Genomic DNA, 20594 nt, shown 5'->3' on the forward strand with positions numbered 1-20594 from the left:
TTAGGGTTGAGTTACTCCAATTGATAAAAATCCTATACTTTGTCAATATAGTGATTTTATCGTCCATTATTTGTTGTTATTTTGCGTTTGTTGTTTTTGCTTGGGCCTCCTTTAAGGAGGCCTTTTTTTATGGGAAACGGATGAAGTGCATCCTTACACATAATAAAGTCTCTTTAAAATTTCCATATGTTGGTGAATGTTTTAAAGAGGAATGTATTATCACTTACTGAAATACTCAGTTTTAATGTTTTTTTCCTTCAAAAACTCTTCAATTTCTTTTTGCTTCCTACCATTAACTTTCTCAAAGCGCTTTGTAAAAGAGAAATCAGTTTTGAATAAGTTACCATCTTGAGAGAGTTTGTCTAACTCTTGCTCTAGTTCTACTGAAAGTGCTGTAGATGATGAAATAAATTCATATATTTCTTTTGAAGGCTTTTTGTAATCATCGGGGATCGTATTGTTGCTAATAAAATTATGGAAGTTCGCGTCGTTTTGTTGTGCTAAATCTACTAGTTGTTTTAATTTCTCTTGGTCAGATTTCGTGGCATTCTCATCAGACATGGCTGATGAGAATGCCACGATATTTTCGTCTAACTCTCCGCTATAATTTAAATAATTTTTTATATTTTGTTTCATTTCGTCTTCACTAATAGTTTCATTTTTCTTTGAGGAACTAAATATATTTTCTGGAACTTTAATAGCAACATCTTTGATAGATTGTACATCATTTTTTTCCTTAGGCTGTACACTGTTTGAACAAGCTGATAGAAATAACATTGTAAGTAACATGAATGGGTATAAAATATAATTTTTCATCTTAATCTCCTTTTGCATTAGTGTCGTTGCAAAATAGCTACATTCCATTTCAAATACTTAACTAAAGCTACGTATAGATGTTTTATTATTTGATAACATATGACTGATATTAGTAAGCCGATGCAAAAAGCTATGAATACATTGTAAACATCGGAATAACTGATTTGGTGAAACCCTTTAAAGAATCCTAACCCTATTAATAATATAGGTGAAATAATTAATAACGGTGTAGCAATTATAAGTGCTAGAAGAAGCGGTAATAGAAAGAGTAATACGAAAAAGGCGATAATGATAAATATAAAGTTTAAAAGACTTAAGCTCATAACAGAAAACAGTGCTGTCATAATATTTTTTAGGCTGCGCCTATTGTCAGCGTTGCTTATTGCATATGAAACGTTAAGTTCTTTAGCGATAGTTTTAGGGTTTCCTAGTTTTTTAGAAATTTCCTCTTCAGATATTCCATCTTGTTTACCACTAATAAAATGAGTTTCGTACTCCGAGATAATATCCTCCTTTTCTAAATTAGGCATATTCTGCAGAGAGGAACTAAGTTGTTCCAAAAATTCATTTTTGTTCATAACAATCACTTTCCTTTATAGAATGATGAATTACAGTTGAGAATCTTATCTTCTTTCTAAACAGCACAATCTATATCTACCTTTTGAAGGGTATATATAAATTATAAAAAGGATTCCAAATAATGGTTATTCCATTATTTACAAATATATCATTTGCTATTATTCTTTGCAAGGTACTATAAAATTTTTAATAATGTAAACGGATGGAAATATTTTTGCGCATTTTTAGAAGAGATATAAAAATGTTATTTTAAGATAAACAAAAGGTTGTAAGCGTATTCTTTGAATTTTGTCAAAATAATGTCGAATTCATATTGTTGGAAAAATAATGCATTTGTAATATAATGATAAATGATACTTCACCACATTAATTAACTAGGTGAAATTAAAATCTTTATTACACAAATTATGAAACAAAGGAATGATTAGTTTGAGTACAGGTGTAAAAGCAAACGACGTGAAGACAAAAACAAAAGGAGCAGATCTTGTTGTTGATTGTTTAATTAAACAAGGTGTTACACATGTTTTCGGTATTCCAGGAGCAAAGATTGACTCTGTATTTGATGTATTGCAAGAAAGAGGACCAGAGTTAATTGTTTGTCGTCATGAACAAAATGCAGCATTTATGGCAGCTGCTATTGGTAGATTAACAGGGAAACCGGGCGTATGTCTTGTAACTTCAGGACCAGGGACATCAAATTTAGCGACAGGTCTTGTTACTGCGAATGCGGAGAGTGATCCCGTTGTTGCTTTAGCTGGTGCAGTACCGCGTACGGATCGATTAAAACGCACGCATCAATCTATGGATAATGCTGCACTATTCGAACCAATCACAAAATATAGCGTAGAAGTAGAGCATCCTGATAATGTGCCAGAAGCACTTAGTAATGCATTTCGAAGTGCGACTTCCACAAATCCGGGAGCTACTTTAGTAAGTCTTCCGCAAGACGTTATGACTGCGGAAACGACTGTAGAGTCTATCGGTGCGCTTTCTAAGCCACAGCTTGGAATCGCTCCCACAAATGATATTACATATGTAGTAGAAAAAATAAAATCAGCGAAATTACCAGTTATTTTACTCGGTATGAGAGCGAGCACAAATGAAGTGACGAAAGCCGTTCGTGAATTAATCGCGGATACAGAACTTCCTGTCGTTGAAACATATCAAGCGGCTGGTGCCATTTCACGTGAGTTAGAAGATCATTTCTTCGGCCGCGTTGGATTATTCCGTAACCAACCAGGTGATATTTTACTAGAAGAAGCAGACCTTGTTATTTCTATCGGTTATGATCCAATCGAGTATGATCCAAAGTTCTGGAATAAACTTGGCGACAGAACGATTATTCATCTTGACGACCATCAAGCAGATATCGACCATGATTACCAACCAGAGCGTGAATTAATTGGTGATATTGCCTTAACGGTAAATAGCATCGCGGAGAAATTACCGAAACTAGTATTAAGTACGAAATCAGAAGCGGTATTAGAACGATTACGTGCGAAATTATCAGAACAAGCAGAAGTTCCAAATCGTCCTGCAGAAGGTGTTACGCATCCACTTCAAGTGATTCGTACACTTCGTTCTTTAATTAGTGACGATACAACTGTTACATGTGACATCGGTTCCCATTCTATTTGGATGGCGAGATGTTTCCGTTCTTATGAACCACGTAGATTATTATTTAGTAACGGTATGCAAACGTTAGGTGTTGCACTTCCTTGGGCAATCGCAGCTACTTTAGTAGAACCAGGTAAAAAAGTAGTTTCCGTATCAGGTGACGGTGGTTTCTTATTCTCAGCGATGGAGTTAGAAACGGCGGTACGTTTAAATTCTCCAATCGTCCATCTTGTTTGGAGAGACGGCACATATGATATGGTTGCATTCCAACAAATGATGAAATACGGTAGAACATCAGCTACAGAGTTTGGTGATGTTGATCTTGTGAAATATGCGGAAAGTTTCGGAGCGTTAGGTCTTCGTGTTAACACGCCTGATGAATTAGAAGGGGTATTAAAAGAAGCATTAGCAGCAGATGGTCCTGTCATTATTGATATTCCAATTGACTATCGTGACAACATTAAATTAAGCGAAAAATTATTACCAAACCAATTAAACTAATGGAGGCAGATTTGAGATGACTGTTGCGGAATTAATTGATATTGATGCAAAAAAAACGAAAATGAGTAATGAAGTATATCAAACATCTACAATGCTTGCGCTATTAGATGGTATATATGATGGTGTGATTAGCTTTGAAGATTTGAAAAAACATGGTGATTTCGGCATCGGCACATTTGATCAATTAGACGGTGAAATGATTGCATTTGATAATGGATTTTATCATTTACGTTCAGACGGTTCAGCGGAAAAAGTAGAGCCAGAAGAAACAACGCCATTTGCAACTGTAACGTTTTTTGAAAAAGAAATGAGTTATACGGTAGAGCGTCCGATGAATCGTGAAGAAGTTGAAGCGTTATTACATGAATTAATGCCAAGTAAAAACTTATTTTACGCTATTCGAATGGACGGTACGTTCCGTGAAGTAAGAACGAGAACTGTTCCAAGACAAGAAAAACCGTATACACCACTCGTTGAAGTGACGAAATCGCAACCAATCTTTTCGTTTGAGAATACAGAAGGTACGCTTGCTGGATTTTGGACACCAGATTACGCACAAGGTATTGGAGTAGCTGGATTCCACTTACATTACATTGATGATGAAAGAAGCGGAGGCGGACATGTTTTCGACTATGTTGTAGAAAACTGCACGATCCAAATTTGTCAAAAAGCTCATATGCATTTAGCACTTCCAGAAACAGCAGATTTTATGGCGGCTGAATTATCAAGAGAAAATTTAGAGGATAATATTGCAACTGCGGAAGGTGCGGAGTAAAAGGAGAAGACTGTTCCATTTTGGAACAGTCTTCTTTTATTTGTCGGTAAGTCGATATCGTTTATTTCTTTGAAACAAACGGATGCCCCTCATAATAAAAACGCCACGGATAATGTACAGCTTCTTCTGCATAGTCGATATTAATACGAGGTCCTGCTGTTATTTTATATTGTGATGATATGTGTTCTTCTTTTGGAACTAATTCAATATGTAACGTATCACTTTGTAACGATACACCGCGTTCTTTTAAAGTGATGCCAAGTGCACGGCATAGTTTGCCAGGACCGTTCGTTAAATTTTTGTACTGCGCTTTTGTAATTTCTGTCTTATTGTAGCGCGCTAGTTTTATTTCTTCTATTCCATCTACCGGCTCAAGAGCTCGAATGAGAACACCTTGCGGGGTGCCCACTGGCGCTGTAATAACGTTAAAGCAATGATACATACCGTAAATTAAATATACGTAAGCATGCCCTGGTGCACCAAACATAACTTCTGTGCGATCTGTCCGTCTGCCTCCGTAACTATGTGCGGCCTTATCATCTGGGCCTTTATATGCTTCTACTTCTACAATGATTCCGCTTCGCTTTATTCCGTCTACAATATGAACAAGTTTTTGCCCGAGTAATTTTTTTGCGACTTCTAACGTATCGCCTTCATAAAAGGAAGGAGGTGCCTGCATTGTACTATCTCCTTTACTAAGTGTATATGTATATAGTAAACCAAATTTTCAGTAGTAATTCTAACTCGTTCTATTTATCGGGTTTATTTCATAAATTATGGATAGAGTACAACAGCGAAGAGGGGGAGTGCGACATGATTTATCGCTTACTAGCTCTTAATATAGATGGGACACTACTATACAACAATGGAAAAATTGCAAAAGGATTAAGAGAAACAATTGAATTTGTGAAAAGAAAAGATGTATACGTTACGTTATTTACGAGTCGTAATTTTCAATCCGCTCATAAAGTAGCAAAGGCGTTAAAATTAGATTCTATATTAGTGACACATGGTGGTGCTTTCGTTTCAGCAACGTTAGATAAGCCGTACGTTCAAAGAAGATTGTCTGAAGAGAAGACTTTTAACATTGTGCAAGTGTTAGAGCACTTTGATTGTAACGTACGTATTTCTCATGAACGGTTTTCGATAGGAAATCGTGAGAGAAATACACCAAACTTAATTGCGCGCACTGTATTATCAAGCGCAGATCCGTTATTTTATCCAGTTCAATTTGTAGATTCGTTAGGTGATGCGCTTCGGGACCATCCCGTAGCGGCGCCAAAAATTGATGTTCTTTTCCAAAGTAAAGGTGAAAAAGAAAGAGGACTGAACACATTAAGAAAAGCATTCCAAGATGTAGAGTATGTTGAATGTGATTCAAAACGAATAGAAATTTTGCCGCAAAATGTATCAAAGTTACGTGGATTACAATTGCTTGGAGAGCATTTAAATATTTCGCTAAATGAAATGGTTGCGATTGGAGATAGTATGGAAGATTTAGAGGTTATTGAAAACGTGGGACTTGGGGTAGCGATGGGGAACTCGCCTGTAGAATTAAAGCAAGCAGCAGATTGGATTACACGTTCAAATAGCGAAAACGGTGTAGAGTATATGATTAAAGAGCATTTCCGTAAGCAATTCCCGCTTCCGTTTTTGAAGAATCATAAAAATACACCGAAACGATGAAAGAAAAACGTAGCTTTTTGGCTACGTTTTTTTGTTGAGCTTATTAAAAGGAATGGAAACGTTTTAAAATATGAATTGTGTATGAAATCTATACAATTCACTTGAATCCTTTAGAAAACTAATGTAAAGTGAATGATGTTGCCAAAATAGTTACACCACATGAAATATTCTTCAGATTAATTTTATTGGGCTCCCATACGTAAAAGTATTTCCGCATGACAGTTTAGTTCACGTATTATTTCAAAAATGAATTGTAGCAATCTTATTAAGTAGTTGTAGTATTTTTTTGTTTTATTTAAATGGATTATTTTAAGTTAATGTGAGTAAGGTTTGGTACATATGATATGTACTTGTTTTTTGGGTTTTAGGAAGTTTAAAAGGGGGAATGAATTTCTTGAGGAAATCATTTAATCAAAAAATTAAAAAGTTAAGTAGTAGTTTAATAGTTGTATTACTAATATGTATGAATTTTTTAATCCACTTACCATTTAAAGCAGAGGCAGCTACAACAGAATTAAAAGGTTTAGGTGATGTATCTTATTACAACGCCATCATTTTTGGAGATCATAGTGCAACGAGTGCGGATATTGAAGGTGCGATGGCTGTTCAGAAAAATATGAACGCATCAAGTTATACAGTCGTAGCGGCTGCAACTGGAGCAAATAACTTAGCTGGAGCAACTTGGGTAGATGAAGGATATCCATCATTATTACTAGGCGGTCAATTTACGAAAGCGGGAGCAGGACAAGTAATTATTCAAGATGGAACAGTGGCGATGACAAAAGACGGTGACCCAGATGGCGCAATGAAAACATCATATGACCGTATCTCTTATAAAGAGCAAGCGGAGATTGATGCTAAGTTTAAAGAATTTAGAAAAGACGTTGATGGTGTAATCGGGGATGCAAGTAAACTACAGACTGATAAGCCAAAACCTAATATGAGCTTTGGCATCGGTGAAGATTTAAATAACCCTAATATTTATGTCTCTTCAGGCCAAACTGGAAAGAAAACATTTGATGTAAAAGACGTTTTTCTTCCGAATGTAGAGAATAAAGACTTTATTGTTATTTATTCAGATGCAGAAGAAGTGAGTTTTGGTGGCGGTGCAATTTTGTATGATACAAGAAATACTGGGATGGCGACGGATTTAATTAATACATCTCAAGCATACGATCCTAATTCATCTTTTACTGAGTTAGCTAGTAAGGTAATTTGGGTATTTCCTAATGCTACAAAGATAACAACTAAAGGTTATGGTGTAGTAGGTAGTGTGTTTGCACCTAATGCAGTTGTAGAAACAAAAGGTGGTTCTATTAATGGACAAGCCTATGTTGGAGGATTACACCAAAGAGATGGTTTTGAGGTTCATAACTTTAAATTTAACTGGCCAAAGTGGAATAAACCAGCAGTTGAAAAAGGACATTTACAAATTAAAAAAGTTGATGAAAAAGATGAAAATATTGTTTAAAAGACGCAAAATTTGATGTTATAGACAAAGATAATAACGTTGTGGCTACTGTTACAACAAACGAAAAGGGTATTGCGGAAGTTAAAGATTTACCACTTGGTGACTATTTTGTAAAAGAAATAAATGCACCAGAAGGATATATAAAAGTTGATACACCAGTCAAAGTAACAATTGATAATACAAACGTAATTGAACTTGTTATGAAGAATACGAAAAAAGTAGAGAATGGCCAATTTAAATTATTGAAAAAAGATAGTGAATCTGGTCAACTTCTACCAGGTGCAAAATTTGATGTTATCGATAAAGATGGGAAAGTTGTGGAAACGATTGTTACAGATGATAAAGGTGAAGCCTTATCGAAACAACTTCCAGTTGGAAGCTATATATTAAAAGAAGTAGAAGCACCGAAAGGATATGAATTATCATCTAGTTCAGTTTCTGTTGATGTAGAGGCTAATAAAATAGTGACTGTAGATGTGGTGAATAAAAAGATCTCCGAAAAAGTAACGGGTCAATTTGAAATCGTGAAAGTAGATGCGGAAGATAAAACGAAAGTATTATCAGATGCAGAATTCGAAGTGTATAAAGATGGTAAAAAAGTAGATACGTTACGAACAGATAAAACTGGTAAAGTAGTTTCTCAGAAATTAGAACCAGGAACATACACATTAAAAGAAACGAAAGCACCACAAGGATATAAATTGTTAAAAGAAGAAATTGAAGTCGTTGTGGAAGCAGACAAAGTAGTAGAAGTACAAGTAGAAAATGCGAAAGAACTAGGAAGCTTACAAGTAATCAAAAAGGATGCAGAGAGTGGAAAAGTTCTAGCAGGTGCAGAATTTAAATTAAAGAACGAAGCTGGTCAAGTAGTTGGAGAAGCGAAAACAACGAATAAAGACGGTGTTGTGAAATTCGAAAACTTAGTGCCAGGAAAGTACACGTTAGAGGAAACGAAAGCGCCGGAAGGTTATAAAGCGCTAGAAGTGACAGTAGAAGTGAACGTTGTAGCGAACGAAGTAGTAAAACAAGAAGTCATGAATGAAAAAGTAATGGGTCAATTCGAAATCGTGAAAGTAGATGCGAATGATAAAATGAAATTGTTATCAGGTGCAGAATTCGAAGTGTATAAAGATGGTAAAAAGGTAGCAGAACTAAAAACAGATGAGAGTGGAAAAGTGATGTCACCGAAATTACCGCTAGGTGAATACACAGTGAAAGAAACGAAAGCACCAGCGGGCTACAAGCTTTCAAATAAAGAATGGAAAGTAACAATTCAAAACGAGAAAGAAGTAGTAAAAGTAGAGGCAGAAAACGAAAAAATCTTAGGTTCTCTACAAATTATTAAAATGGATGATAAAGATCAAACGAAACGCTTAGCAGGCGCACAATTTACATTGAAAGATGCGAAAGGAAATGTTGTAAAAGAAGGAATTACAACAGATAAGTCTGGAACGGTTAAAGTAGACGGACTTGTGCCAGGTGAATATACGTTAGAAGAAACAAAAGCACCAGAAGGTTATGAGTTAACAAAACAAATAATTCATGTAACAGTTGACGGTGAAAAAGTTGTTGATGTAAAAGTAACGAACAGTAAGAGCCTTGGTCAATTCGAAATTGTAAAAGTAGATGCGGAAGATAAAACGAAAGTATTATCAGATGCAGAATTCGAAGTGTATAAAGATGGTAAAAAAGTAGATACGTTACGAACAGATAAAACTGGTAAAGTAGTTTCACAGAAATTAGAGCCAGGAAAGTACACATTAAAAGAAACGAAAGCACCACAAGGATATAAGTTGTTAAAAGAAGAAACTGAAGTCGTTGTGGAAGCAAACAAAGTAGTAGAAGTACAAGTAGAAAACGCAAAAGAACTAGGAAGCTTACAAGTAATCAAAAAGGATTCGGAGAGTGGAAAAGTTCTAGCAGGTGCAGAATTTAAATTAAAGAACGAAGCTGGTCAAGTAGTTGGAGAAGCGAAAACAACGAATAAAGACGGTGTTGTGAAATTCGAAAACTTAGTGCCAGGAAAGTACACGTTAGAGGAAACGAAAGCGCCGGAAGGTTATAAAGCGTTAGAAGTAACAGTAGAAGTAAATGTTGTAGCAAATGAAGTAGTAAAACAAGAAGTTATGAATGAAAAAGTGAAAGAAGAAATTACAGGTCAATTAGAAATTACAAAGGTAGACGCTAATAATACAAATAAAATATTAGCAGGCGCAGTGTTTGAAATTTGGAAAGACGGAACAAAAATCGACACATTAACAACAAACAAGAGCGGTAAAGCGACTTCTAAGAAGTTAGAACCAGGAGATTACACTTTAAAAGAAATCCAAGCGCCAGAAGGATATACTTTATCCGATAAGGAAATAAAATTTACGATTTCTAATGAAAAAATTGAAGTTGTAAAGCTTCAAATTACAAATAAAAAAGATACAGAAAAAGGTCCGGAAAAACCAGGTAAAGGAACAGAAAAACCAGGTGAAGGAACAGAAAAACCAGGTGAAGGAACAGAAAAGCCGGGTGAAGGAACAGAAAAGCCGGGTGAAGGAACAGAGAAGCCAGGTGAAGGAACAGAGAAGCCAGGTGAAGGAACAGAAAAGCCAGGTGAAGGAACAGAAAAGCCAGGTGAAGGAACAGAGAAGCCAGGTGAAGGAACAGAAAAGCCGGGTGAGGGAGTAGAAAAACCTAATTTACCAGAAAAAGGACAAGGTTCTTCTAATAATCAACAACTTCCAGCTACAGGACACAATACGAATTACGTTCCATTCATCGGTTTTATGCTTCTGTTACTAGGAATACGTTTAAGATTCATGGCTAAAAATAGTTAAAAGATGTATAAAAGGCATCAGAGATTATACAATCTCTGATGCCTTTTAAGTGAATACAGATAAAATGAAAATATCTATATGGAATGATAAATATGTTAAGCTTCAATTACGCTAAGCATTCTGTTTATAAATGCAGCTGCGTGTGCACGTTGTGATGGTCCTTTTGGTACGAATTGATTAAATTCATTACCTTTTACAATTCCATATCCATACACTCTTTGTACTTCTTCTTTAGCGTAAATTAAGTTTTGGTCTACGAATGGTAGTTCAACTTGTTTTGCAAAAATACCAGCGTGTTTTAGAGAACGATCGATCATAATAACAGCTTCTTCGCGTGTAATTGTAGTATTTGGATCAAATGTATTATCACCACGTCCGCGGATTATGCCTGCGCTTGCTGCACGATTAATACCGTCTCTTAACGATGGGTGTACTTGTTCTAAGTCTGTGAAATTAGCATTTCCACTTGGCAATTGTAAAGCACGAGTAATTAACGTAGCAAATTCAGCACGCGTTACAAGACGTTCTGGGAAGTACTTGCCGTTCCCTTCTCCTTGCATAATGCCTCTAGCTGCTAATTGACGAATGTCTTGTTCATACCATCCACCTGTAATGTCATCAGTTACGGGATTTTTTTGATTTTCCTTATAGTATGTTTCAGTTCCTTTTAAGAAAGCATCCCATTGTCCGCGTTGAATCATAAACGCAGGGCAGTTTTTTCCTGACCAAAATTGGTGTTTTTGGACCTTATCTAGAGAAATATTTAAGTCGTTCATTAAATAAGCTGCCAATTTACGGGCATTTTCTACCGCTTTTTCATAGTTTCCATCTTGATTAACGGCAATTTCAATTCCGATAGATTCATAGTTTCCAGTTTTATTTCCAGCATGCCATCCAACTTCATTTACTGGAAGATGTTGATAAATTTCTTTATCATCTACTGTGAAATGCCAAGATGCGGCGCGATCAGCTGTTCCGCGTGCTTGATTATCTAAGAATTTTGCATGATTTAGAGCATTAGCACCCTTCGCTGTATTAGCCGTTTCGTGAATCGTAATATATTTAGGCACCATCGGGTAGCCAGGGCAAATATCGTCATTTCCTTTTGGGACAATCATTTCTTTAAATGTAACGCCATAAATATTGTTTGTTTGTAGAGCTTCTGGCGATCTCAATAAACTATTTTTAGCAGTACGACTGTTTTTTAATAATGAAGCTTTTGTACCTTCAAATGTAGCAGAAGGTGCATAAATCCATTTTGTTGTTTCATTTATTTGGACTTTAAACCAATTTCCAGCTTGTTCAGTAGGAGTTATGACTTGTGGCTGTAGTTTCCCTTCTTCTTTAAATGATTGGAACGGAAGGGCATGTATGGAAGCTTCTTCTTTTACGATTAATTTTTGATTAGATAGTTTATGAATCTCTTGAACTTCTAAGCTATTATCATTGTTATCTATCCATCCAGCGCCAGTTGGCGTCGTTATGTAATAAGCATTTCCTTTTTTCTTTGTCGCCGTTACGACTTGTTCTGTAATCTCGATATTCGATTTGTTTTTTAAATCATTCGCGGTATATAATGAATGTTTTTTTGAAGTGTATAGTAGGAACTGGCCAGTAACCTCGATATCTTCTTCATGAGTACTATGCTCATTAACATGCTCTTTAATACTTTTAAAAACTTGATCTTCCGTATATACTTCAGCGGATTTTTCAGCACTCTCTGCAAATGAATAAGTAGGTGCAAGAACAGTTTGTAATGCAAGAGAGAGAGTTAAAACACTATAAAATTTCTTTTTCATATTTTTTTTAACACATTAGATTATGGAATCTAGTGTTAACATTCCTCCTTTTTATATTGTATTTTCACTATGTATCGATTTTAGTACTAATAAATTTTAACAAGAGAAAATGATGATGTCTATATACATGAGCGATATTCATAAAAAGAATTATTTGAAAAAATGTAAGAGAAACAGGTAAAACCTTCTGTATTGACCTGTAAACGCCCTTCAAGTAAACTAAAGAGAGTTTGCAAATGAAAAGGTGATAATGTTGTTAATTTCAATTAAAACGTTACAAGATGATCGTTTTTTACGTCCGCTACAAAATATTGGCGGCTTATTTTTTGAAGATAGTACGATTGGATTTGAACAAGAGGAAGCGAATCTTATCGTTGATATACACATTGAGGATAATGTGAAAGCATCCGCTCGATTAACGGATGTTAGCACAGGAAATGTGTATGAAGAAACATTCTCGAAAGATTTATCTGCTTTCACAGATGAAAAAGAGCGTATGAAGCAAGTGAAGCACGTTGTTTCTTATGTATATCTTTCTGTTCTTCAGCAGTTAACTGGTATTGAACAAAGCTGGGGTATTTTAACGGGAGTACGTCCGACGAAACTTCTTCATAAAATGCTTCAAAATGGTATGTCAAAAGAAGAAGCGCATCAAGAGCTTCGTGAAAGTTATTTAATTCATGAAGAGAAAATTGAACTTCTTCAGCGCATTGTTGATTGCCAATTAGCAGTTGTTCCGGATTTATACCGTTTGAAAGAAGAAGTAAGTATTTATATCGGTATTCCGTTCTGCCCAACGAAATGTGCATATTGTACATTCCCGGCTTATGCGATTAATGGACGCCAAGGCTCTGTTGATTCGTTCTTGGGTGGTTTACATTATGAAGTTCGTGAAATTGGTAAGTTTTTAAAAGAAAAAGGTGTAAAAGTTACGACGATTTATTACGGCGGCGGTACACCTACAAGTATTACAGCAGAAGAGATGGATATGCTGTATGAAGAAATGTATGAAGCATTCCCAGATGTGAAAAATGTGCGTGAAGTAACAGTTGAGGCAGGTCGCCCAGATACGATCACGCCAGCAAAGCTAGAAGTGTTAAATAAATGGAATATTGACCGTATTAGTATTAATCCGCAGTCATACCATCAAGAGACACTAAAAGCAATTGGACGTCATCATACTGTAGAAGAAACAATTGAGAAATACCATTTAGCTCGTGAAATGGGAATGAACAATATTAATATGGACTTAATTATTGGTCTTCCTGGTGAAGGGTTAGATATCTTCAAACATACGTTAGATGAAACAGAAAAGTTAATGCCAGAATCATTAACAGTTCATACGTTATCATTTAAACGTGCTTCTGAAATGACGCAAAACAAACGTAAATATAAAGTAGCAGGTCGCGAAGAAATTACAGCGATGATGCACGAAGCAGAAGAGTGGACGCAAAAGCATAATTACGTACCATATTACCTATATCGTCAAAAGAATATTTTAGGTAACTTAGAGAATGTTGGTTATGCAATGCCGACGCAAGAAAGTATTTACAACATTGTCATTATGGAAGAAGTACAATCAATTATCGGACTTGGTTGTGGTGCATCAAGTAAATTTGTTCATCCGAAGACAGGAGCAATTACGCACTTCGCAAATCCGAAAGATCCAAAATCATATAACGATGGCTTCGTAAAATATACAGAAGATAAACTGAAAATTTTAGAAGAGCTATTTGCATAAGAAGAAAGAGGTTGTTCCGAGTTGGAACAACCTCTTTTTATCCTGCAGTAACGGGCGGTCCGATTATATCTTGTCAGTTTTTGTCGGTAAGTCGATATATTTGAAAAATCGCTGATATAATTCGAGTTGCGCTGATATATTTTGAAAATCGCTGATATATTTCAAGTTACGGTCGATATATCTGGAAAATCGCTGATATAATTTCATTTACCGTTTAGCGGCACCGTATGTAAAACTATGTCGATAATAATCAGAAAAATTAGTCAAATCATTAAAGGACAATGTCTACTTATGGACGAAATGATAGATTTATGAAAGAGAAAAGGGGGAAATTGTTGGCATGTACATGACGATAGGGAGAATTTTTGATTTATCAGTTGGTAAGTATCCGAATAAAGAGGCGTTAGTGGAACCTGAAAAGAATATTCGCTGGACGTATAAACAGTGGGATGAACAAATAAATAAAACGGCGCACGCTCTATTAGAAGAAGGGGTAAGAAAGGGAGATACTGTATCTGTTTACTTATATAATTGCCGTGAATTTGTAAACGTTTACTTAGCCTGTGCGAAAATTGGAGCGATCTTTAACCCGATTAATTTCCGCTTAAAAGCAAAAGAAGTATCTTATATTCTTCAGGACGCATCCTCGAAAGTCGTTGTCTTTGAAAAAGCAGTTGAGTCAACTGTTGCTATAATTGAAAGAGATTTTCCAAATACATCTTTTTGGTCTATAGAAAACGATAAACCTTCCTATGCAAGTTCCTACCATGAAAAAGTGAATGAAGCATCTTCTGAGAAAGTAAATATCGAAATTGATGAAATGGATTATTGTTCAATGCTTTATACGAGCGGTACGACAGGTCATCCGAAAGGCGTATTACATCGTCATCGTGAAATGACTGAGCATAGTATGATTTGTACGTATTTCCTTAAATATAATAGAGATAGTGTAGGGCTTGTTGTGGCGCCTTTATATCACTGTGGTGAATTAAATGCCGGAATCATACCACGCATTCAAGTTGGTGGAAAGAATGTTATTTTGCATCATTTTGATACAGAAACAGTATTACATACGATTCAAGAAGAAAAGATTACGACGTTCTTTGCAGCGCCGACGATGTGGAATATGTTGTTGCAAAAAGATTTAGCTCAGTATGATTTAACTTCGATGAAGATTGGTATATACGGCGGAGCAGCAATGGCACCGGCGTTAGTGAAGGAATGTAAAGAACGTCTTTATATTGATCTTGTTCAAATATACGGAATGACAGAAATGGGGCCAGTTGTTGCGTTTCTCGTAGAGGAGGATCAAATTACGAAAGCTGGTTCAGCAGGCACGCCATGCTTTAGCCATGAAGTTCGTATTGTGAAACCGAACGAGGATGCACCGGCAGAACCAGAGGATGTATTACCTCCTTATGAAGTGGGAGAAATTATTTTGCGCGGCCCAACTATGATGGCTGGCTATCATAATCGTGAAGAAGCGAATAAAAAATCGATGTATAAAGGATGGTATCATTCTGGTGATCTAGGCTATTTTGATAAAGACGGTTATTTATTCGTTGCTGATCGCGTTGATGATATGGTAATTAGCGGTGGCGTAAATATTTATCCTCGTGAAATTGAAGATTTCCTTCATAGTCATCCTGGTATATTAGATGTGGCGGTACTTGGTGAGCCAGACGAATTATGGGGAGAGCGTGTTGTGGCAGTTATTGTGAAGAAAGATGAAACAATAACAGAAGCTGATTTAGAAACGTATTGCAAAGAAAGTGATGAACTAGCAGATTATAAACGTCCGCGTCATTATTTATTTGTAGATGAACTCCCTCGTAATGCGAGCGGGAAGTTGCAGAAGTTTGTACTGAGGGAGTCGTTGAAAGGTGCGAAAAAATAGAAAATGAAGGATGCCCCATATCTATGGGGTATCCTTCATTTTTCTATATTAAACAGAAGAAACAATATCTTTGTTAATTCTCATTTCTTCTTGGTGAAGGTTAATTAGCGCATTTGAAATAAGGTGGAAAAACAAAGTGGATGTAATACAAAAAGAAAAGGCACCCTAAGGTGCCTCTCTTCGACTTGAACCATTTCATTTCATACGAATCTATCCGTATTACCATTACCCCTTTGTTATGAGTGTAAACACATACTATAAAGCAGAATCGTCTATATACACTAGATTGTTAGTTCACAAAAGACAAGAGATTTGAGATCAATATTGAAGTGACGCCACATCCCCTATAATAATTGATATGTTACGCCTTTTAAAAGAATCTGCTTTATAGAACGTGCCCACAAGTTATATTTTACTACATGTAATATTCATTTAGTGTATTTTTGATGAATATGTATAATTACATAAACTGTATGAAAAAAAGAGAGTATACTCTGATATTGTGTGATAAAGATAAAGCCCGCCTACGGAATAGGGGGCTTTTCTTACTTTTTATAAATATTTATTCCAATTATATTATCAGATGAGTCTAAACGAATATAAACGTCATCTGATAAAAGGTGTGCATTATATATTCTTTGTTTATATGTTGATATCTCGAAGCGTTTTCCATTTAATTCACATTCTAGAATAATCATATCGCCATGTTCTTTCCAATTTATTAATTTAGCAGTTGTATTCATATAAACCTCCTCTGAATCATTTTATGAAAATTAGTAGAGATAGTGTGAGAAAGGAGTTTATATAACAAAAAAAGACACCTTAAGTGTCTTCTTTGATTACTATAAAAGTCGTTGAATGAAATAGGTTTCTATTTTTATTTGCGTGAAAAGCCTTCTTCATCAAGGTATTCCGCAGCTTCTGGATAAGAGTTGAATGTACCGTCTAAGTTTACACCAGCGTACACGTTCCACATGTCATCCTCTGAAATAAGAGTAAGAATATGACCATCTTCGTTCTGCCATTCTTCTTCTTTCGCAGGTTCTACAGGTGCTACTACCTCTTCTTGTGATAGAAGGTCAATTGATTTCTCAATTACTGAACGTAACTCCTCTGCTGAAAACTCACGGATGTTAACCATACCTTTATCATCTGTTTTATAACCTTTAATACCGCTTGCATATACAAATCCATTTCCATTTGGGTGTAAATGAAATACAACGTTCTTTTTATCTAAACGACTTTCTTCAAAGTGGAAGTTTACACGTTTTAATGATACGTTCTTTCTTTCTAGTTCTGGGAAAGATTCAATAATCGATAATTTTTCTTCAAAAGTTAGCATAGTGCCTCCAAGTATATAGTAAAAGATTTAATTTGTTCATTATAGCATAGTTGCAATTGTTTCCAAAGATAAGGGGAAAACTTTTCGTTGAATACGTTTACGTCACGAGAATGTAAAAAGTGAGCTAACGAATGTATCTTTTTAGGTGTACAATGGAACATGGACTTTATACAAAGGTGGTTTTTTTATGTTTCAAAAAATAGCAAAGGAATGTTTAGCAGGATTTACTGTTGCGATTGTTGCGTTACCACTTGCGATTGCGTTTGGTATTGCTGCGACAGGAACGTCTGAGGGAGCGCTTGTTGGATTGTATGGTGCAATTTTTGCAGGTTTATTCGCAGCGTTATTTGGCGGGACACCTGGGCAAGTAACAGGGCCAACTGGACCGATTACCGTTATTGCAACAGGAGTTATTGCGACGCACGGGTTAGAGGCAAGTTTTATTGCCTTTATGATGGCAGGATTATTTCAAATTTTATTCGGTGTATGTAAGCTCGGTTCTTACGTTCGATATATTCCGTATCCTGTCGTTTCAGGATTTATGAATGGTATTGCATTAATCATTATTTTAGGCGAAATAAAACACGTACAAAATAGTTTTCTACTTGTTGTGTTAACGATTATTGTAATGATTGTTTCTGGTAAATGGATTAAGGCGATTCCGTCTAGTTTAGTAGCACTAGTCGGTGTGACAGCTTTGCTTCCTTTATTTTCTTCTCTACTCGAAGGACTTACAGTAAAGTTACCGATTATCGGAAATCTTTCACTAAATAAAGTAATTGAAAAGATTGGAACTATTCCAGAAGCGATACCTACGCTTCATATTCCATCTTTAAGTGGAACAGGAATAGCAGCACTTATTTTACCAGCGCTTAGTATTGCTTTGTTAGGGTCGATTGACTCGTTGTTAACATCGGTCGTAATGGATAATGTGACAGGTACACGTCATAAAAGTAATAAAGAGCTCGTTGGACAAGGTATCGGTAATATGATGAGCGGATTGTTTGGCGGATTAGCAGGTGCAGGTGCGACTGTAAGGTCTATCGTGAATATAAGAAGTGGCGGTAAAACGGCACTTTCGGCATGTATGCATAGTGTTATCTTATTTATTTTTATTATGGGTCTTGGTTCGGTCGTACAATATATTCCACTTGCTGTATTATCAGGTATTTTAATTTTAACTGGTATTGGAATGTTCGATTGGGGAAGCATGAAAAAGATGCATGTCGCTCCTAAAGGTGATGTCGTTGTTATGCTCGTAACGATGATTGTAACGGTGAAGTTCGATTTAATGATTGCTGTTGCCTTTGGTATTATTCTTTCGTTCATCATATATATGGTGAAATGTAAAGAACGTAAAACTTCTATCGTAAAAGAAAAAGAAGAAACGTACACAATTCAAGGGCCGCTCTCTTTCCTATCAGTAGATCGTATTTTCTCTACTTTACAAGATGTGAAGTCACCGGTTGTTTTACGTATGAAAGATGTGCGTTATATGGATGTATCAGGAGCTATGGCATTATTAAATTTTGTTGAGCAATCAAATAAAGTAGGAGCAAGTGTAAAGCTTGAGCAAGTACATCCGAGTATTGAAAAAACAATCGCAGTAATGGCAAGCGATGAACAGAAAGAGCAATTGAAAATCTTAAGTGTTTAGATAGTAATTAGAATATCTCACAATTTTACATAAATTATAATGTAGAGTTGTGGGATGTTTTTATAATGTTTTTAGTAATATGTATCGCAGTGACAGAGAGGAAGGGCTCTTTTGGCGTAACAGAAACGCTTATAGTGTGTACATATATAATGGAAGGAATTAGAAAAATATTGTGAAGAGACAGGCTTAAATGGGTTCGCTTTTCTATTTTGAAAAAAAAACCAAGTATTCAACCTATAATAAATTTGTTATGATAACCAATGGGATAAAATGAATCCCTATCGCTTAAAACAATATGTTTGAGAGTATATGTATAAAAGAAAAGAGAAAAAATATGAATAAAACATTTGTAAAAGGAGCAGCAATTTTAACCATTACAACTTTTTTGTCAAAATTGCTTGGTAGTTTTTTTCAAATTCCATTACAAAATATTGCAGGAGATGAAGTGCTCGGTATTTTTCGCCTTGTTTTTCCTGTATATATGATTGCTCTTACATTATCGGTAGCCGGAGTTCCACTTGCAATTTCGAAACTAATTGCAGAGTTGAACGAAAAAAATAAGCAAAAGGAAATTGCGAAATTATTTAAATCAGCGTCAATTATTGGGATAGCATTTGGCGTTTTCGGCTGTTTAGTCATTGTATTATTTTCTATTGAAATTGCGAATATGCTCGGTGGACAAGAAACTAGAATGCCGTTGCTTATTACTTCATTAGCATTACTCATTGCGCCATACATGGCGGTGTATAGAGGGTATTTTCAAGGTTTCGGTGATATGAAACCAACAGGGGTATCACAGGTCATTGAGCAATTTGTACGTGTGTTTTTTATGTTAATAATTGCTTACATACTAGTATCATGGGATAAGAGTAATACTGTTATTACTAGTGGTGCGATGGTTGGCTCTTTTCTTGGAGTCATTAGTTCGCTTATATATTTGCGTATAAAATATAATAGAAGTCCGTACTACAATAAAAGCAATTCCTATTCGCTCCGAGATTTAAGAGAAAACGGCAAAAAGATATTGCGGGTATCGATCCCAATCGCTATCGGAGCTTTATCAATGCCACTTTTAAATTTAGTAGACTCGCTTACAATACCGCATGTATTACAAGGATCATCAACAGAAATTCAAGAACAATTTGGAATATACAGTCGCGGTTTTGCATTCACGCAAATAATTGTTATTTTTGCAAGTGCAATTGTATTTCCGTTAATACCACTCTTAACTTCCGCATTGGCCAAAAGAGATATAAATTTGGCGAAAATAACAATTCAAAATACAAATCGACTAGCGCATGTTTTGACAGCACCGTTAACAATATGGTTGATGGCATTAACAGTACCGTTAAATGTCGGATTGTTCACAGATGTAAAAGGCAGTAGTATGTTAACCGTTATGATTGGCAGTTCGTATTTTACTGCGGTTATGGTATTATCAATAGGTGTTTTACAGGGCATTAACCGTTCTGCACAAGCTGCATGGATTGTTATTGGTGCGAGTTGTGTGAAAGTCATGTTAAACATTATGTTCGTGCAGAAGTTTGGCATAGATGGAGCGGCGTATAGTACACTAATTACTTACGTATTGATTTGTATTGTAAATCATTTGTATATTCGAAGCTATATTGCCTATTCTATTCATTTAAAAAGCTTTTTCGGTGTGCTAGCAATAGCATGTATTTTGGGACTAGGATTGTATGAATTATGTAATGTGATAGATGTTACAACTTCAAGAATTATGACGTTATTATTCAGTGGTATAGCATTAAGTATTACAACCATTTTGTATGGTGTATGTGCTTTGAAATTAAAATGGATATCAATAAACAAAATACCATTTTTGAAAAGATAAATATAGAAATTTAATTTTTTATTATAATTCATA

15 protein-coding genes are annotated in these 20594 nt (G+C 35.5%); 9 read left to right on the forward strand and 6 right to left on the reverse strand.

All coding sequences use genetic code 11. The features are described 5' to 3' along the window. Nucleotides 1–219 precede the first annotated feature (219 nt). Together MHB52_RS04610 and MHB52_RS04615 are read right to left on the reverse strand one after the other, a co-directional pair. Nucleotides 220–816, reverse strand: a complete 597-nt coding sequence (locus MHB52_RS04610; protein ID WP_016117261.1) for an NDxxF motif lipoprotein — start codon at nt 814–816, stop codon at nt 220–222. A gap of 17 nt (nt 817–833) precedes the next feature. After that, on the reverse strand, nt 834–1394 hold the full coding sequence (locus MHB52_RS04615; protein WP_016117262.1) for an HAAS signaling domain-containing protein: 561 nt from the start codon (nt 1392–1394) through the stop codon (nt 834–836). Between the two features lie 430 nt (nt 1395–1824). On the opposite strand from MHB52_RS04615, the gene alsS reads away from it, so the two are divergent. Both alsS and alsD read left to right on the forward strand, forming a co-directional pair. Continuing rightward, complete coding sequence (alsS, locus tag MHB52_RS04620) at nt 1825–3513, forward strand: acetolactate synthase AlsS (RefSeq protein ID WP_000103530.1); 1689 nt, start codon at nt 1825–1827, stop codon at nt 3511–3513. A gap of 16 nt (nt 3514–3529) precedes the next feature. After that, entirely contained in the window at nt 3530–4288 is a 759-nt protein-coding gene (gene alsD, locus MHB52_RS04625; RefSeq protein WP_061664763.1) for an alpha-acetolactate decarboxylase, read from the forward strand. 61 nt (nt 4289–4349) lie between these two features. Here the strand turns inward: alsD and MHB52_RS04630 are convergent, their stop codons facing one another. Then, on the reverse strand, nt 4350–4967 hold the full coding sequence (locus MHB52_RS04630; protein ID WP_001148797.1) for a DNA-3-methyladenine glycosylase: 618 nt from the start codon (nt 4965–4967) through the stop codon (nt 4350–4352). Nucleotides 4968–5101: 134 nt separating this feature from the next. Here MHB52_RS04630 and MHB52_RS04635 point away from each other — a divergent pair, with 134 nt between their 5' ends. The 3 genes from MHB52_RS04635 (at nt 5102) to MHB52_RS04640 (ending at nt 10270) form a co-directional block, all read left to right on the forward strand. Beyond that, on the forward strand, nt 5102–5974 hold the full coding sequence (locus MHB52_RS04635) for a Cof-type HAD-IIB family hydrolase (protein WP_000640420.1): 873 nt from the start codon (nt 5102–5104) through the stop codon (nt 5972–5974). Between the two features lie 394 nt (nt 5975–6368). Next, nucleotides 6369–7445 (forward strand): collagen-binding domain-containing protein, encoded by a 1077-nt coding sequence (locus MHB52_RS36750; protein WP_431519950.1) that lies wholly within the window; start codon nt 6369–6371, stop codon nt 7443–7445. Nucleotides 7446–7486: 41 nt separating this feature from the next. Continuing rightward, complete coding sequence (locus tag MHB52_RS04640; protein WP_445661877.1) at nt 7487–10270, forward strand: SpaA isopeptide-forming pilin-related protein; 2784 nt, start codon at nt 7487–7489, stop codon at nt 10268–10270. Between the two features lie 95 nt (nt 10271–10365). Here the strand turns inward: MHB52_RS04640 and MHB52_RS04645 are convergent, their stop codons facing one another. Beyond that, on the reverse strand, nt 10366–12069 hold the full coding sequence (locus MHB52_RS04645) for an S-layer homology domain-containing protein (RefSeq protein WP_061664294.1): 1704 nt from the start codon (nt 12067–12069) through the stop codon (nt 10366–10368). A gap of 250 nt (nt 12070–12319) precedes the next feature. Between MHB52_RS04645 and MHB52_RS04650 the strand changes: the two genes are divergently transcribed. After that, complete coding sequence (locus tag MHB52_RS04650) at nt 12320–13810, forward strand: coproporphyrinogen III oxidase (protein WP_001999181.1); 1491 nt, start codon at nt 12320–12322, stop codon at nt 13808–13810. A gap of 340 nt (nt 13811–14150) precedes the next feature. Next, nucleotides 14151–15707 (forward strand): fatty acid--CoA ligase, encoded by a 1557-nt coding sequence (locus MHB52_RS04655; RefSeq protein WP_061664295.1) that lies wholly within the window; start codon nt 14151–14153, stop codon nt 15705–15707. 545 nt (nt 15708–16252) lie between these two features. On the opposite strand, the gene MHB52_RS04660 is transcribed toward MHB52_RS04655, so the two are convergent. Beyond that, nucleotides 16253–16450 carry a hypothetical protein gene (locus tag MHB52_RS04660; RefSeq protein WP_001098260.1) on the reverse strand — a complete coding sequence of 66 codons (198 nt, stop codon included), beginning with the start codon at nt 16448–16450 and terminating at the stop codon, nt 16253–16255. Nucleotides 16451–16584: 134 nt separating this feature from the next. Next, nucleotides 16585–17049, reverse strand: coding sequence for a hypothetical protein (locus MHB52_RS04665; RefSeq protein WP_000954998.1), 465 nt, complete (start codon nt 17047–17049; stop codon nt 16585–16587). 187 nt (nt 17050–17236) lie between these two features. Here MHB52_RS04665 and MHB52_RS04670 point away from each other — a divergent pair, with 187 nt between their 5' ends. Next, nucleotides 17237–18706 (forward strand): SulP family inorganic anion transporter, encoded by a 1470-nt coding sequence (locus MHB52_RS04670; protein ID WP_000486650.1) that lies wholly within the window; start codon nt 17237–17239, stop codon nt 18704–18706. A gap of 334 nt (nt 18707–19040) precedes the next feature. Next, a complete protein-coding gene (locus MHB52_RS04675) occupies nt 19041–20561 on the forward strand; it encodes a putative polysaccharide biosynthesis protein (RefSeq protein WP_016117270.1) in 1521 nt (506 codons plus the stop codon). Nucleotides 20562–20594 lie beyond the last annotated feature (33 nt).

The organism is Bacillus sp. FSL K6-0073 (genome assembly GCF_038006085.1).
GTDB lineage: Bacteria > Bacillota > Bacilli > Bacillales > Bacillaceae_G > Bacillus_A > Bacillus_A cereus.